Source organism: Tangfeifania sp., assembly GCF_055108615.1.
The window spans coordinates 1-16248 of sequence record NZ_JBSQIC010000086.1 but is presented as its reverse complement, the minus strand read 5'-3'; the positions used below and the strand labels follow the sequence as shown (position 1 = coordinate 16248).

The window sequence follows — 16248 nt, the reverse complement described above, 5'->3', positions numbered from 1 at the left end:
CGAAGCCCTGATGAAACGCAGGTAGTTGTTCGGAGCTTTTCCCCCTTTGGCTGAGATGTTGCCATGAAAAACCAATTGTTTATGCCAAAGGGGAACTAAAGCCTGCCTGCCTGTAGGCAGGGGGGGGTCAGAACCAGGAAAATTACTCCCAATCCCCCTTTAATATTGAAATAATTACACCGATCCATCTTTCGTAATTAAAGGGGGACAAGCCCTGATGAAAAGCAGTGTGGTTGTTCGGAGCTTGTCCCCCTTTGGCTGAGATGTTGCCATGAAAAACAATTTGTTTATGCCAAAGGGGGAAAACAAGGGGGATTCAGAACAAACTGACAATTAATTCGTTTCAAAATATTTTTATAGAATTTTTCATTTTCTTCTACGTGTTTTCCCTTTCGGAATTGTATTATCAGTAAACCAGACTAAATTTGATGGTTTGAACAGCAAAAACATGAACAAAAAAGTCCATATAAAACAATCCGAACCTGAATTCAAAAACTTTATTGAATCCCGGAAAGGATTGTCTCCGTTTGATAGAAAGCTGGAAGCAGCAAAACTGATTGACAAGGCTGCCTCAGTTAATGTTGACAAAGCTTACCACACCGTGAGCAGTAAAATCAGTAAAGAAAATAAAACAATTAGCATTTTTACCGCCCTTACCCGTATTGCAGCAGTGCTTACCATCCCGTTGCTTGCTTTTACCATCTGGACCCTCTTTTTTCAGGAAAATAAAAAAGCGCCTGTTGAAATGGCGCAAAATGAAATTACCTGGCAGGAAATTTACAGTCCGGTGGGTATGCGTTCGCACGTGGTACTGCCCGACGGTTCCAATCTGTGGCTCAATGCAGGAAGCGAAGTCAAATACAGCATTCCGTTTACCCGCGAAAAAAGGGAGGTGGAGCTGAAAGGTGAAGCTTTTCTCGATGTGGCAAAAAATGAACAATCGCCATTTGTGGTAAAAACCGGCGATGCCGAGGTAGAAGTATTGGGCACACAGTTTAACGTAAATGCTTACCCGGAAACAGAACAAGTGCAAGTGGCCCTTAAAGAAGGAAAAGTAAAATTCCGGTTTGCCGGTGACGAAGGAACAATAAAGTTTTGCGAAATGCAGCCCAATGATTTACTGGAGTTCGACAAAGAAAATAAAACAGTTTCAAGTGAAAACACCAACATCGAAAAATACATTGCCTGGCATCAAAATAAAATGATTCTGGACGACACGCCGATGACCGAGTTGGCCGGGCTGCTGGAGCGGTGGTATGGCGTGAAAGTAGTTATTGCCGATGAAGAAATAAAGCAGTACAGGTTTACCACTACGTTCGACAATGAGCCTTTGCACCGCGTGCTGGAACTGCTGGAGATTAGTTCACCGGGAATTAAAATTAACTATACAATGGGGAAACCCATTGAGGGGACCAAAAAATTCACCCCTTCTGTTGTCACCATAACTAAAAAATAAGCGCCTATGTAAAAACTTGAACGAACCGAACCACTCTTATTAAAAAAGAAGGAAGCGCTGCGAACACTTCCTTCCATCGTTACCACGGGTTTTGGCCCGGGGAAAATTTTAAATCATTCTATAATTTAAAACAGTGTAAAATTATGAAAAAAAACTTAAACTTCGTGTGTTTGCTGTTAAAGCAACACCGAAAAAAACTAATTGTTATGCGCAACACGGTTTTGATACTACTCATCAGCGCCTTCCAGGTATTTGCCACCGGCACCTACGCGCAAACCAAAACAATCAGTCTGGCTATGAACGATGCCACCATCAGCGAGGTGTTACATGCCATTCAAAAACAAAGCGAATTTTATTTTCTGTACAACAGCGAGTTAATAGATGTAACCAAAAAAGTTGATGTCGAAATCGAAGGAGAAAAGGTAGATGAGATTTTGGCCCGGTTGTTCAACAAAAAAGAAGTGGACTTTTTAATTAAAGACCGTTACATTGTATTAACTCCTGTTGGCGGAAATGCAGAACTGTTTGCCGAACAGCAGCAACCCGCCATCTCCGGCACCGTTACGGACGAATCCGGCGAACCACTGCCCGGTGTAACCGTGGTGGTTAAAGGCACCACCCAGGGAACGGTTACCAATGCTGATGGGGAGTATTCCTTAGCCAATATTCCAGAGGATGCCACGTTGGTGTTTTCGTTTGTGGGGATGCGGACGCAGGAAGTTGAAGTTGGCAATCAAACCAATATTGATGTAACGATGATTGTTGATGCGATTGGTATCGAGGAAGTAGTTGCTATTGGGTATGGAACCATGAAAAAATCAGATGTAACAGGTTCTGTTACATCAGTAAAAACGGAAGATCTTGAAAATGTTAAAATGCAGTCTATCGACCAGGCTTTAGCAGGACGAGCAGCAGGTGTGCAGGTAATTCAATCATCAGGAGTTCCGGGATCTGCACCTGCAGTAAGAGTACGTGGAACAACATCGTTACAAGGTGCTAACGAACCGCTCTATGTGGTTGATGGATTCCCAATATACGCAGGTGGAGGAAGCGGAAATGCGGGCTCCAGAGCAGGTTCATCAAATATTAGTGGTATAGCAAACATAAACCCTAGTGATATTGAAAGCATTGAAATATTAAAAGATGCATCTGCAACATCTATTTACGGTGCAAGAGCGGCAAATGGTGTAATTCTTATTACAACGAAATCGGGAACTGCCGGGAATGACAAAGTTTCGTTTTCTGCCGACTATGGATTTCAGAGCATAACTAAAAAATTGGATGTAATGGATGCCTACCAATATGCACTTTTAAAAAATGAAGCATATACAAATGAAGATAGCAATCCGGTTTATTCAGAATCTGATTTAGAAGAAATAAGAAAAAATCCTGAATTAGGAACGAATTGGCAAGATGAAGTTTTCCAAGTGGCTCCTACGCAAGAATACAATATATCATTCACAGGAGGAGACAGAAAAACGAATTATGCAATTACAGGAGGGTATAATAAACAAGATGGAATTATAAAAAGCACGGATTTTGAACGCTTTTCTTCCAGAATTAATCTTAGCCACCAGATGAATAGCTGGCTTAAAGCAGGTACACATATTTCGGCATTTAGAATTTTCTCCAACCAACAAAATGTTGATGGATTGGGTGTTGTTAACGGTGCCACTCAATTTAGCCCAATATTACCTATTTATTCGGGCGAGGGATATTCTTTCCTTCCGAGTTCAAACGCAAGTGAATACACACTGGTAAACGATGGTATTATCATCAATAACCCGGTTGCTACAACGAACGAAGTAGTGCGACAAACACTACGCAACGGAATATTAGGCGATATATTTTTAGATATTAAAATCAGTCCTAATCTAACGGCAAAGATTAAAGGAGGAGCAAACATTTCAAATGTTAAAAACGACACTTATTTACCGAGCAATACAAACGAAGGTCAGGGACAAAATGGAGTTGGTACTATAAGATATAACCTAAACCAAAACTGGCTAAATGAAAATACATTAAGTTATGTAAACGAATTCGGTAACCATTCAGTAAATGCGGTTGTCGGTGCTACTTTCCAGGAAAATATTTATGAATACGTTTCAGCTTCTTCCCAGGGATTTACAAATGATATCCTGCAGGAAAACAGTCTTCAGGGAGCAGAAACCTACAATAGCCCAGGATCAGGAAAAACAAGATGGGGGCTTATATCTTATCTTGCTCGTGCAAATTATTCATATAAAGGAAAATATCTCGCTTCTATCGCCGGTCGTATTGATGGTTCTTCCAGATTTGGAGTCGATAATAAATATGCCTTCTTTCCTTCCGGTTCAATCGCATGGAGAGCAAGTGAAGAGGATTTTATAAAAGATCTGAATACATTTTCAAATTTGAAAATTCGGGCAAGTTTTGGTTACACAGGGAATCAGGAAATTGGTTTATATAATTCTTTGCCAACAACCGGAACGCAAAGCTATACATTTGGAGATGGAACCTTGGCTACTGGTGTTAGTCCAAATAAAATTGCAAACTCCAGCCTTCAATGGGAGAAAACATCACAGTTTGATGTTGGAGTTGACTTAGCATTCTTTGATAATCGACTGGGATTAACCGTTGATTATTACTATAAAAAGACTACACAAATGCTTTACAGCGAGCAAGTTCCATTTACCACTGGTTTTACTACATACCTGAATAATATTGGAAGTATGCAAAACCAGGGGGTCGAATTGGAGATAAGAGGCGATATCCTAAGAGGGGACCTTAAGTGGAATACTGACTTCAACATTTCTGTAAACCGGAATAAGGTACTTAGCCTGGCTAGCGTTCTGTATAAGGATGTTGGTGTAAACCAGGGACACCTGAAAATAGATCCCTGGTCGAGACGATTATTTGTAGGAGAACCTATTGGTGCCTTCTTTGGATGGCAATTCGATGGTATCATTCAGGAAGGTGAAACCATAAACCAAACAATTAGCCAGGTAGGACCAGGCAGAAGAAAATATAAGGATGTATCAAGCGAAGATGACAATCCGGACGACGGTAAATATACCGGAGAACCCGACGGGGTGGTTGATAATGCCGACAGACAAGTCATCGGAAATGCTTTACCCGATTTTATCGGAGGTATGAACAATAATTTTTCATATAAAAATTTCAGTCTTAATGTATTTTTGCAATGGTCTGTTGGAAATGATATATTATATTTTGATAAAACTCAATTAACCCTGCCAACCGGCGGACAGAATGTTTATGCAGCCCTGGTGAACCGATGGACACCTGAAAATCCAAGCAACGAGTTCCCGCTTGCGAGTACAAACCGCCAGATAGTTTTCAATGATTATTACATCGAAGATGGTTCATATCTGAAAATAAAGAACATAGTGCTTGGATATACATTCCCTAAAACTTTGGTGAAATTTGCAGATAGACTTTACTTGTATTCTTCACTTAACAACTTTATTACCTTCACTAAATATTCAGGCTTCGATCCTGAAGTTAGCTTGCACGGTGCATCGAACCTGACTATGGGCGAAGATTACAGTACCTACCCGCAATCCAAAACCGTAATGTTTGGTGTAAAAATTGATTTTTAATGTAAAAAATTGAAAGTAAAAAATTATGAAAAAGCTAATATGTTTATTATTACTAATTATACCTGTAACACTATTTAATTCATGCAGTGACTTTCTTGAGGAAAATCCTGTTGACAGGTATGTAGTGAGCAACGTTTACACCGACGAATCGGGTGCTGTTGCTTCTGTTACCTCAATATATAATAGTCTATACAGTTTATATGAAAGACTAATGTATTTGGTTTTCGACCTTCCGGTTGACGATGAAAAAAACGGTCTGGGTATGCCAAACCAATACCTGCAAAACCTGGAGTACATGCGTTACACCCCAAATAATACTTTTGTAAGAAATTTCTGGAGAGATAGCTATAGTGGGATTTATAGAGCAAACAATGCCCTGGAACAAATTCCGGATATAGAAATGGATGAAACCTTAAAAACCAGATTGATGAACGAGGCTAAATTTTTAAGGGCATTGTATTTTTACAACCTGGTAAGGGCATTTGGCGATGTACCATTACCATTAGGAACATCATTTGAAGAAACAGTTACAGAACGTAAGCCGGTTGCTGATGTTTATGCACAAATTATTGCCGACCTTAACGCTGCAAAAGCCTTACCAAAAAGTTATAGCGGTTCTGATGTAGGAAGAGCAACTTCAGGTGCTGCCTCTGTGCTGCTCGGATCAGTTTATGTAACAATGAAAAACTGGGATGCTGCCGTTACCGAGCTTGGAGCAGTTGTTAATAACGAGGCAAGTTATGGCTATGGATTATGGGAAGATGTAAAAGATAATTACAGAGTTGCAACAGAAAATGGTAAAGAATGTGTTTTTGCTGTACAATTTGATTCACCGCCATCAAATGGTAATGGCGACATGCAGCTTTCAGGTCCTAAATATGCTCTTCAGTCCAGATACAAAACACAACAAATACCTGGACGCAACCAAATGAACGAAGCAGACATACCTGTTGAAGAATTATATGCTCAGTTTAGCGATAAAGACCAACGAAAATTTGTTTACTTCAGTAAAGAATTTACAAGTCCTATCGATACAACTATTTATCGGGTTGACTTGCCTATTTTTACAAAAGCTTGGGATGAAAATGAATATAACGCCCCAAACTCAGCGGTAAACAGATTCGTTCTTCGTTACGTAGATGCACTATTACTTTATGCTGAAGCGTTGAACGAAAATGGCGATCCAGATGGTGCATATATACATCTTCAACGTGTTCGTAGCAGAGCTTATAAAAACGATCCAGAGGGAATATTAACTGGTGCCAAAACAAAAGAGAACCTTACTGAATGGATCAGAAGAGAACGCTGGATGGAACTTGTGCACGAAGGTAAACGTTGGTTTGATCTGGTTCGTTGGGGAATCTTAAAAGAAAGAATGTTTGAACATGCTGAAAATGAAAGCCAATTCACAGATTCTTTTGAAGCAGCACAGAAATTGCAAATAAAAGATAACTTCAAGGATGCTATGACATTAATGCCTATCCCGCAGGCAGAGCTTGATGCCAATCAATTGTTAGTGCAAAATCCAGGCTGGCAATAGTTGAATTTATGCTAATTTGGAATACTTTTCATGAAATTCCCATTTAGTATTAGTGCTTAGAATTAAAAGAATTAGCAAATAGGAAAGGAGGAAATACTCCTCCTTGCTTTGCTGTTTAAGAAAGAAATCAATGCAAAATTTGCTTAAAAATGCAAGATCTTTTGTGTAATTGTTTAATTTAAATGAAATGACAAAATTTTTGTTGTTGATAAATATATCTCTGTTATTATCTGCCATTTTCATAATCCCGGTTACAACATCAGGAAAAAACAACTCACCCAATATTATCCTTATATATGCCGACGATATGGGATATGGTGATCTCAACTGTTTTGGGGCAACGCAATATCAAACCCCCAATTTTGATCGGTTGGCCAGCGAGGGAATGCGGTTTACTAATTTTTATGTCTCCACTGCCGTTTGCAGTGCATCGAGAGCTGCTTTGTTGACCGGCTGTTATGCCAATCGGGTTGGGATTTCGGGGGCGCTAAATCCTCTGGCAAAAGTGGGATTAAATCCTGATGAAGAAACAATAGCAGAAGTAGTAAAAAAGAAAAATTACAAAACGGCAGTCATTGGTAAATGGCATCTGGGGCATCAAAGAGAGTTTTTACCGTTACAACAAGGTTTCGATGAATTTCTTGGGCTTCCATATTCAAATGATATGTGGCCAGTATATTATGACGGAACAAGAAATATACCTCCCGCTTATGCGAGGAAGTTAACGTATCCGGAACTACCGTTGATAAAAAATAACGATAAAATTCGTGAATTAAAAACGATGAAAGCTCAGGATGAACTTACAACCATCTATACAGAGGCCGCTGTTGATTTTATCACGCAAAACAAAAATAATCCGTTTTTCTTATACCTGGCACATTCAATGCCACATGTACCACTCGCAGTTTCCGATAAATTCAAGGGGAAAAGTAAACAAGGCTTGTATGGCGATGTAATTATGGAGCTTGATTGGTCACTTGGAGAAATCGAAAAAACGCTTGACAAATACAATCTTGTCGGGAATACCCTAATTATCTTTATTTCAGATAATGGTCCCTGGCTGTCTTTTGGTGACCATGCAGGTTCTGCCGGCGGATTACGAGAAGGAAAAGGAACAAGTTTCGAAGGTGGACAACGGGTACCAGCCCTTATGAAATGGCCGGGAGTAATTCCTGGTGGAACAGTTTGTAATAAAATAGCTGCAACCATGGATATTCTGCCAACAATTGCTGCCATTACAGGTGCTCCGTTGCCCGAAAAAAGGATCGATGGTGTCGATATAATTTCTTTAATGGAAAATGAACCGGATGCCAATCCAAGAAGGGAACTTTATTATTATTACGGGAAAAATCAATTGGAAGCAGTTCGACAGGATGGCTGGAAACTTGTTTTTCCGCATAAACACCGGTCGTATGAAGGAGTGATTCCCGGTGTCGGCGGTTTACCCGGTAAATATAATACAAAGACTACTCAACTGGAATTATATGACTTACGTCGCGACCCGGGAGAAAGATATAATGTAATCTCAGAACATCCGGAAATTGTGAAAAGATTACAAAAAATAGCCGATGTAGCCAGGAATGATCTTGGTGATTCACTAACCGGAAACCCCGGAAAAAACAGGCGCAATCCGGGAAAAGCAAAAGAATAGTGAATATACTTTTAAATGAAGAAACGATTTTTTTCAAGGTAGATGTGAAAATTAAATAACAATTTATATAATTATGAACCGAAACTTACTAAAATCTATGGCTCTTCTTACAGTTGGCGCAGGTATGTTTAGCTGTGCACCTTCGCAAAAAGAAGAAGCCCAACGCCCAAATATTATATATATAATGAGTGACGACCATGCGTACCAGGCCATCAGTGCTTATGGGTATGGATTAAATGAAACGCCTAACATCGACCGGCTGGCAAAAGAAGGCGCCCTGTTTACCCGGGCGTGTGTTACCAATTCGTTGTGCGCTCCAAGCCGCGCAGTTTTACTCACCGGGAAGCACAGTTTTGTAAATGGGAAAGTGGATAATGTACAGCCATTTAACTGGGACCAGGAGAATTTCCCCAAAATATTACAGGCGAATGGTTACCAAACAGCCATGATTGGTAAAATTCATCTCGATGGTATTCCTCAGGGATTCGATTTCTCTATGGTGCTGCCCGGTCAGGGGCAATATTATAATCCTGATTTCCTAATTGATGGAAAAAAAGTGCGCAAACAGGGTTACGTTACCGACATTATTACCGAAACTGCTCTCGACTGGATAAAAAATAAACGCGACCCGAACAAACCGTTTTGTTTGCTATACCATCAGAAAGCGCCACACCGCAACTGGCTTCCGGCACCCGAATATGTTAATTTATACGACAATAAAACATTCGAATTACCAGCTACTTTTTACGACGATTACAAAGGCAGACCGGCTGCCAAAGCTGCACAAATGAGAATTGATACTGAAGCCATGTGGGGCCACGACTTTAAATTGATAGTGGATCCAAATGGCGACTCTACCAATTTTGTTCGTGATTTAAAAAGGATGAATCCGGAACAGCGAGCCAACTGGATGTCAGCTTACGAAAGTAAAAATCAAAAATTATTGACCAATATGCCAACAGGTAAAGAATTGGCAAAGTGGAAATTCAATCGTTTTATAAAAGATTACCTGCGTTGCATTAAATCGGTTGACGATGGGGTAGGCGAAGTGCTCGACTACCTCGATTCATCGGGGCTGGCAGATAATACAGTAGTTATTTATACTTCCGACCAGGGATTTTACCTAGGTGAGCACGGCTGGTTCGACAAACGGTTTATGTACAAAGAATCGTTCCGAACGCCGCTGTTGGTGCGTTACCCGAAAGAAATTAAGTCAGGTGTAAAAATCGACAAGCTGGTACAGAACCTCGATTTTGCCCCAACCATTCTTGACTACGCCGGAGTAAAAAAACCGGAAGACATGCAGGGTGAATCATTCCGGAACCTGGTAAGCGGTAAAACCGACCAGTTCCGCGATTTTGCTTACTACACCTACTATGAATTTCCGGCCGTACACATGGCCAAGCGCCACTACGGGGTGACTACCCAACGCTACAAACTCATTCACTTTTATTATGATATTGACGAATGGGAATTGTACGATTTGGAAAAAGACCCCAGCGAGTTGCATAACCTTTACGATGATCCGGACTATTCAGACGTACAGGAAATGATGCACAAAAAACTGGATTATGCACGGAATTATTATGGCGACAGCGATGCCAACGACCAGCGTTTCCTGAAGAATTACCTTGATGTAATGGAACAAAGAAGACAGGCCAGGGAAGCCAGATAATCCGGACAGCAATTTAAATATTAAGGTTAAAATTTTCCTTGCCGCCAATAATTTATAATTTTAGTTTTTTTTTAAGACGGAAAATTCTTAACAATATTAAATTATGAACCAAAACCTGATAAAATCATTGGCCATTCTCACAGCCGGGATGGGAATTTTTGGTTGTACCTCTCCGAAACAAAAAGAGGTGCAAAAACCGAATATTATTTACATCATGAGTGATGACCATGCCTACCAGGCCATTAGCGCTTATGGATATGGTATAAATCAAACACCTAACATCGATCGGATTGCAAATGAAGGTGCCATTTTTACACGGGCTTGTGTTACCAATTCGCTGTGTGCACCCAGCCGGGCAGTTTTACTCACCGGCAAACACAGCTTTAAAAACGGAAAGGTGGACAATGTACAACCTTTTAACTGGGATCAGGAGAATTTCCCGAAACTGTTGCAGGCTAATGGTTACCAAACGGCAATGATTGGTAAAATCCATCTCGACGGTATTCCTCAGGGTTTCGACTTTTCAATGGTGCTGCCAGGGCAAGGACAATACTACAATCCCGATTTTCTTATCGATGGCAAAAAGGTGCGTAAAAAAGGTTATGTAACTGAAATAATAACCGAAACTGCGCTCGACTGGCTAAAAAACAAACGCGACCAGGGCAAGCCATTTTGCCTTTTGTACCATCAGAAAGCGCCGCACCGCGAGTGGATGCCGGCTGAAAAGTATTACAAACAATACACGAAAATGGAGTTTAAGGAACCGGCTACGCTTTTCGATGATTTTAAAGGACGTGGTACTGCAGCTAAAGAGGCAGAAATGAATATTCTGAAAAACCAAAACTGGGCCGGCGACTCAAAATTGTATCCGGAAGTAATGAATGAACTGGGAATCAAGGAGACGACTGGCTGGGGAATCAATGCTTTTAACAATAACACGGGAAGAATGGATGAAGCGCAAAAAGCAGCCTGGGATGCAGTTTATCGCCCGATTAACGAGGAATTCAAAAAACTTTACCCCAAAATAAAGACGGACGACAAAGCGCTGATGCGCTGGCGCTACGAGCGCTACATGCAGGATTACCTGGCGTGCATTGCATCGGTTGATGATGGAGTGGGGCAGGTGTTGGATTATCTGGATGAAGCCGGTTTGGCAGATAATACGATTGTGGTTTACACTTCCGACCAGGGCTTTTATTTGGGAGAACATAGCTGGTTCGACAAACGTTTTATGTATAAAGAATCATTCCGGACACCTTTGCTGGTAAGGTATCCAAAAGAAATTAAGTCTGGAACCAAAATCGACAAGCTGGTACAAAATCTCGACTTTGCTCCCACATTTCTCGATTATGCCGGGGTGAAAGCTCCCGACGAAATGCAGGGTGAGTCGTTCCGCAATTTGGTAAGTGGAAAAACCGACCAGTTTCGCGATTTTGCTTATTATACCTATTACGAATATCCATCCATCCACATGGTGAAACGCCATTACGGCGTGGCCACCCAGCGATACAAACTCATTCATTTTTATTATGATATTGATGAATGGGAATTGTACGATTTGAAAACAGATCCACACGAAATGCAGAATGTGTATGACAATCCAGCCTATGCCGATGTGCGCAAAATGATGCACGAAAAACTGGATATGGCTCGGGATTATTACGGCGATAGTGATGCCAACGACCAAAAATATTTAAAGGCTTATCTCGATTACCAAAACAGGTAATTCATTATTGCATTCAGTAAAAACAACCTGCCTTTAAAAATTTTTAAAAGCAGGTTGTTTTGTTGTAACCTGGTTCAAACACTTTTGAAAAATGCTCAAAAGGTTTTTTCCCTTTAGATGTTTAGAATGCTGCCTTATTTTTGAATTTATGGTAGCTTTCCTTTACTGAATCAACTTCATCTTTAATAAACTTTTCGATATTTTTAACCGTCACCGGTTCGCCTCGCATTTCAAGGCGCTGTGCCGTAGTTACTGCTTTGGGAACTGCAATCCATAAAATGAGGTAAGCCAAAACAGCAGCGCCCGTGGTAATGAATGCCAGCACCACATAAATTATCCGCACAATAACCGGGTCCATGTCAAAGTAAGCTGCCAGGCCTCCGCACACCCCGCTTAAAACTTTTTCTTCCGGGTCGCGGTACAATCTTTTTTTACGCTTTTTTTCTCCTGCCAGCGGTTCTTCCCCATCTACCCCTCGTTTGCAACGAGGGATGGGCTGTTTCGCATTTATAATGCATTTTTTAAGCAACATGTTTTTTTATGATGTAATCGCTATTTTTACAACAAAAAAATGTCAGCCGACAATTATTTTATTACCGACCAGAATGCTGTGTATTTTTTAACATTCACCGCTACCGACTGGATAGATACCCACCTGACCGCCCGCCTGGATGAAATATTCGGACAGGTATTTACCCGAAACGAATACAAAAATATTATATTAGACAGTTTACATTATTTCCAACAAAATAAAGGAATGGAAATCTTTGCATGGCCCCGAGGCCTCGGGGTGTCCAGCCATGTGCATCTGATTTTCAGAAGTGCAAGCGCACAAAAACCGGAACTTTTGTTGGGTGATTTTAAGCGGTTCACCAGTAAAGCAATAGTTAAAGCAATAATTAAAAATCCAAGAGAGAGCAGAAAAGATTTTTTAATGGAACAACTTTCGAAAGCAGGCATTCGATCTTCTAATGTAATTGTTGTAAAATAGCACCACGCGATACAATCGCGCGGCAGCTGCGAAGCCATTTTTATTAACAGGACAGGGTACACAGCCAATAGGACAGCTCAAAATGCAACAGTGCGCTGTTATTCAGCTACTTCAGGCGTTTTTTTCGTTTTTGCCGCGGTTACGTTTCCGCCAGTATTCCAGCATAACCGTGCCAGTTTTTTTTTATAATTGATAGAAAATATTAAATTTGTAGTTCTGGTATTTTTATAAAATATCGGAACTGTAATTACGATAAATTTGAGAATAATGATCAATTTACTTAAATTCAACAGGCACTGGAATGTGGGGTTCAGGTATGAATTTCCCAAAACGAGGAAATTCATCGAAATTCTTGAGCAACATATTGAAAGCAGGCAAATAGTAGAGCTTACAGGGTTGAGGCGGTTGGGAAAAACAACCTTGTTTCTTCAGGTGATAAATAATTTACTTGAGCGAAATGTTGAGCCGCAAAATATATGGTATTTTTCTTTTGATGAGGATAAATATGATTTGGATGAACTTTTTATCGCCTTTAAGACCCAAACCCGAAAGGATTTCAACTCGGACAAACTATTTATTTTTTTTGATGAGATTCAGAAACTGGAAGGGTTTCATTCTCAATTGAAAATTTACTACGATTTATATCCCAACCTCAAATTTTTCATTTCCGGTTCCACATCACTCTATATCAGAAAGAAAACACAGGAGAGCCTGGCAGGAAGGGTTTTTTCGTTTGAGTTGAAACCGCTTGATTTTGAAGAATACCTACATTTCAGAAACAGGGATAATTACCTCGAAAAGCCAGAAATGTTTCATTCTGAATTGAATGTTGAATTTGAAAATTATTTATCGAGACAATTTATTGAAACAGTTAATATTACTGATAATTCATTTGTTCAGGAATATGTATTGGGAATTATTAAAAAGATTGTTTTCGAGGATATTCCAATAATCTTTCCGGTTGAAAACCCTGAAATTTTGTATGCCATTGTGAAAATAGTTGCAGAAAATCCGGGAATCTATCTTCATTACGAAAATTTGGCAAACGATTTAAAAATAACGTCAAAAACAGTGAGTAAATATATAAGTATCCTTGAGCAGGCATTTGTGGTGAAGGTTCTTTATAATTATTCTGCCAATCAACTTACATCCGAAAAAAAACTGAAACGGATTTATCTATCTTCATGCTCTTTCTGCCCCGCAGTCAGCGGAAGCATGTATGATTTTCAGAAAACAGGATTACTTGTTGAAAATGCTTTACTTGCATTAAAACCCTGGCAGTTTTTTTGGCGGGATGCCTATAATCATGAAGTTGATTTTGTTGAGATAAAAAATAAACAAGTTCTTCCTGTGGAAGTGAAGTATAAAACCAAAATCAGAAACAGCGATTTGAACAACCTGTTTATTTTTTGCAAAAAATTTCATCTGCCAAAGGCTGTAATCCTCATAAACACGATTGAAAACCGAACAATTGAATTCAAAGGATTAACTATAGAAATGAAACCGGTTTTCAGTACGATGATTGCCTGATACGGGACGGGTTCAGTTTTACAATTTCAAAACCCACTCACATTCGTTATTTATGGCATAAGAAGGCTGGCTTCAGAAATTTATTCTGCCAAAAGAATTGATTTTTCATGCATTTTGTGTAACCACTTAAACTATAGAGCTTTAATAATACAAAATATTTTTCATGAATCAAACAGGCTAAATCGCTCCAGCCTTAAATAACGGTAAAAACTTTATTCAATATTATGCTTTTTGAGAAAGAGCTCCCTGTTACAAATTTAAATTGTCAAACAGAACCAATTATTTGAAATTTGTCTGAGAAAATGCCTTGCTGCTTGCGGAGAAAAAAGATGTTATTCTCAGTAAATAGGCGGAGATTAATTTGTATATTTACCGCAAAGATTGGTTTTTTATGACAAGATACATTTATCAATATGACCAATGGCCTCATTTTACATGGGATGATAAAGAAATACAAGTGATTTTGGGCAAAGTTCGTCATTTACAAGGTAAGGTTTTCGGACAAATGAGAGCTCTTGGATTTTCATTAAAAGAGGAAACAATGCTTTCAACCTTAACACTCGATGTACTAAAATCATCTGAAATTGAAGGGGAGATGTTGAATTATGAACAGGTTCGCTCCTCAATTGCACGTCGTTTGGGACTAAATTATGCAGGTATGATGCACACTGACAGAAGTATAGAAGGTGTTGTGGAAATGATGCTGGATGCAACGCAAAGATACAATGAACCTCTTGGCCATGAGCGGATATTTGGATGGCATGCTGCATTATTTCCAACAGGTTGGAGCGGTATGCACCGAATTGATACCGGTTGCTATCGTATTGGTGAAATGCAAATAGTTTCCGGGCCAATGGGTAAAGAAAAAGTCCATTATCAGGCTCCTTCGCCCGAACGGGCTAAACAGGAAATGGATACATTCCTGGATTGGTTTAACAGTGAAACCAGGATTGATGGAGTATTGAAAGCAGCTATTGCTCATTTTTGGTTTATTATTATTCACCCTTTTGACGATGGCAATGGACGTATTGCAAGAGCAATTTCAGATATGTTACTTGCACGGTCAGAGGATAGTTCTCAAAGATTTTACAGCCTTTCAAATCAAATATTGACAGAAAAGAAAGTTTATTACGCTGTTCTACAAAAAGTTCAACATAGTAAAGGTGATATTACAGAATGGTTGATCTGGTTTTTAAACTGTTTGTATCGGGCATTGATTTCAACCGAAGAAACTTTAAAGAGAGTGCTTTGTAAAGCTGAATTTTGGGATAAGCACAAAGAAACAATTTTAAACAGCCGGCAACGATTAATGTTAAATAAACTGTTGGATGGATTTGACGGGAAGCTGAAAACTTCTAAATGGGCGAAAATAGCAAAATGTTCTGCTGATACCGCGTTAAGAGACATTAAGGATTTAATTGAAAAAGGTATATTAAAGCAGGAAGATTCCGGCGGACGAAGTACAAATTACGAATTGGTTGAAAGATCAAATTGAAAAATACCTCAATCCTGTCGGGTTTAAATTTCATTTCCTGTTTGATTTTAGATGGAACAAATACTTATCCGCTTCCCTCCGTTGGCGCACATTTGTAATGTGTGCCTTTATAACTATTAACTAAGGTACACTTTCTTTTATAGGCTATTGGTATTTTGCATGTTCAAATACTTGCCGGTTTCGCGCACTTTATCCACAAGTTCTTTCAAGCTTGTACAAACTTTGTCGCGGATGGTTATAGATTCGTTTTGTTTACATCGTAGTGGGAAATAGGCGGCAGGTCGGCCAATTCGCCGGCCTGATGTGGCAGCGGCATCCAGTTGTGCAAGGTCGAATCCGATGGCGGTTAAGGCTTGAGTATTGGCTTTCCTCTATCTTGTCGGGCCTTTCCTCTCATATCATTAATTTTTTTAGGTTGAAAGTCAAATCAACTCAAATTTGGATTTGAGAAAAATTTGTAACTTTGATAAAAAATAATTTTTTTTTGTCAATCATCGTTAAAACGGCAATTTATATTGTGATTCATCGGCTTTCCGGCGTTTTTCCTCTGCCTCTTCCTTCTCCTTCTGTTTCTGCTGTTCCTTT

At 39.6% G+C, this 16248-nt stretch carries 10 protein-coding genes; 9 read left to right on the top strand and 1 reads right to left on the bottom strand.

Features of this window, described 5'->3' with window-relative positions; all coding sequences use genetic code 11:
* Positions 1 to 448: 448 nt before the first annotated feature.
* From ACTCNA_RS15020 to ACTCNA_RS14995, 6 genes are all read left to right on the top strand, one after another.
* Entirely contained in the window at positions 449 to 1456 is a 1008-nt protein-coding gene (locus ACTCNA_RS15020) for a FecR family protein (RefSeq protein ID WP_462948754.1), read from the top strand.
* A gap of 143 nt (positions 1457 to 1599) precedes the next feature.
* On the top strand, positions 1600 to 5055 hold the full coding sequence (locus tag ACTCNA_RS15015) for a TonB-dependent receptor (RefSeq protein WP_462948753.1): 3456 nt from the start codon (positions 1600 to 1602) through the stop codon (positions 5053 to 5055).
* A gap of 25 nt (positions 5056 to 5080) precedes the next feature.
* Entirely contained in the window at positions 5081 to 6595 is a 1515-nt protein-coding gene (locus tag ACTCNA_RS15010) for a RagB/SusD family nutrient uptake outer membrane protein (RefSeq protein ID WP_462948752.1), read from the top strand.
* A gap of 205 nt (positions 6596 to 6800) precedes the next feature.
* Positions 6801 to 8246: a sulfatase family protein gene (locus ACTCNA_RS15005; protein ID WP_462948751.1), complete on the top strand. Its 1446-nt coding sequence runs from the start codon at positions 6801 to 6803 to the stop codon at positions 8244 to 8246.
* A 97-nt stretch (positions 8247 to 8343) separates the two neighbouring features.
* Entirely contained in the window at positions 8344 to 9921 is a 1578-nt protein-coding gene (locus tag ACTCNA_RS15000; RefSeq protein ID WP_462948750.1) for a sulfatase family protein, read from the top strand.
* A 103-nt stretch (positions 9922 to 10024) separates the two neighbouring features.
* Positions 10025 to 11647: a sulfatase family protein gene (locus ACTCNA_RS14995; protein ID WP_462948749.1), complete on the top strand. Its 1623-nt coding sequence runs from the start codon at positions 10025 to 10027 to the stop codon at positions 11645 to 11647.
* 121 nt (positions 11648 to 11768) lie between these two features.
* Here ACTCNA_RS14995 and ACTCNA_RS14990 read toward each other — a convergent pair whose 3' ends face one another.
* Entirely contained in the window at positions 11769 to 12179 is a 411-nt protein-coding gene (locus tag ACTCNA_RS14990) for a PspC domain-containing protein (RefSeq protein WP_462948748.1), read from the bottom strand.
* Positions 12180 to 12218: 39 nt separating this feature from the next.
* Between ACTCNA_RS14990 and ACTCNA_RS14985 the strand changes: the two genes are divergently transcribed.
* From ACTCNA_RS14985 to ACTCNA_RS14975, 3 genes are all read left to right on the top strand, one after another.
* Positions 12219 to 12638 carry a transposase gene (locus ACTCNA_RS14985; RefSeq protein WP_462948747.1) on the top strand — a complete coding sequence of 140 codons (420 nt, stop codon included), beginning with the start codon at positions 12219 to 12221 and terminating at the stop codon, positions 12636 to 12638.
* 267 nt (positions 12639 to 12905) lie between these two features.
* Positions 12906 to 14168 carry an ATP-binding protein gene (locus ACTCNA_RS14980; RefSeq protein ID WP_462948746.1) on the top strand — a complete coding sequence of 421 codons (1263 nt, stop codon included), beginning with the start codon at positions 12906 to 12908 and terminating at the stop codon, positions 14166 to 14168.
* A gap of 391 nt (positions 14169 to 14559) precedes the next feature.
* On the top strand, positions 14560 to 15663 hold the full coding sequence (locus ACTCNA_RS14975; RefSeq protein WP_462948745.1) for a Fic family protein: 1104 nt from the start codon (positions 14560 to 14562) through the stop codon (positions 15661 to 15663).
* Positions 15664 to 16248 lie beyond the last annotated feature (585 nt).

Coding starts and splice junctions, on each gene's coding strand:
- ACTCNA_RS15010 (WP_462948752.1), top strand. CDS start 5,081: ATGAAAAAGCTAATATGTTTATTATTACTAATTATACCTGTAACACTA.
- ACTCNA_RS14985 (WP_462948747.1), top strand. CDS start 12,219: ATGTCAGCCGACAATTATTTTATTACCGACCAGAATGCTGTGTATTTT.
- ACTCNA_RS15000 (WP_462948750.1), top strand. CDS start 8,344: ATGGCTCTTCTTACAGTTGGCGCAGGTATGTTTAGCTGTGCACCTTCG.
- ACTCNA_RS14995 (WP_462948749.1), top strand. CDS start 10,025: ATGAACCAAAACCTGATAAAATCATTGGCCATTCTCACAGCCGGGATG.
- ACTCNA_RS14990 (WP_462948748.1), bottom strand. CDS start 12,179: ATGTTGCTTAAAAAATGCATTATAAATGCGAAACAGCCCATCCCTCGT.
- ACTCNA_RS15020 (WP_462948754.1), top strand. CDS start 449: ATGAACAAAAAAGTCCATATAAAACAATCCGAACCTGAATTCAAAAAC.
- ACTCNA_RS15015 (WP_462948753.1), top strand. CDS start 1,600: ATGAAAAAAAACTTAAACTTCGTGTGTTTGCTGTTAAAGCAACACCGA.
- ACTCNA_RS14975 (WP_462948745.1), top strand. CDS start 14,560: ATGACAAGATACATTTATCAATATGACCAATGGCCTCATTTTACATGG.
- ACTCNA_RS14980 (WP_462948746.1), top strand. CDS start 12,906: ATGATCAATTTACTTAAATTCAACAGGCACTGGAATGTGGGGTTCAGG.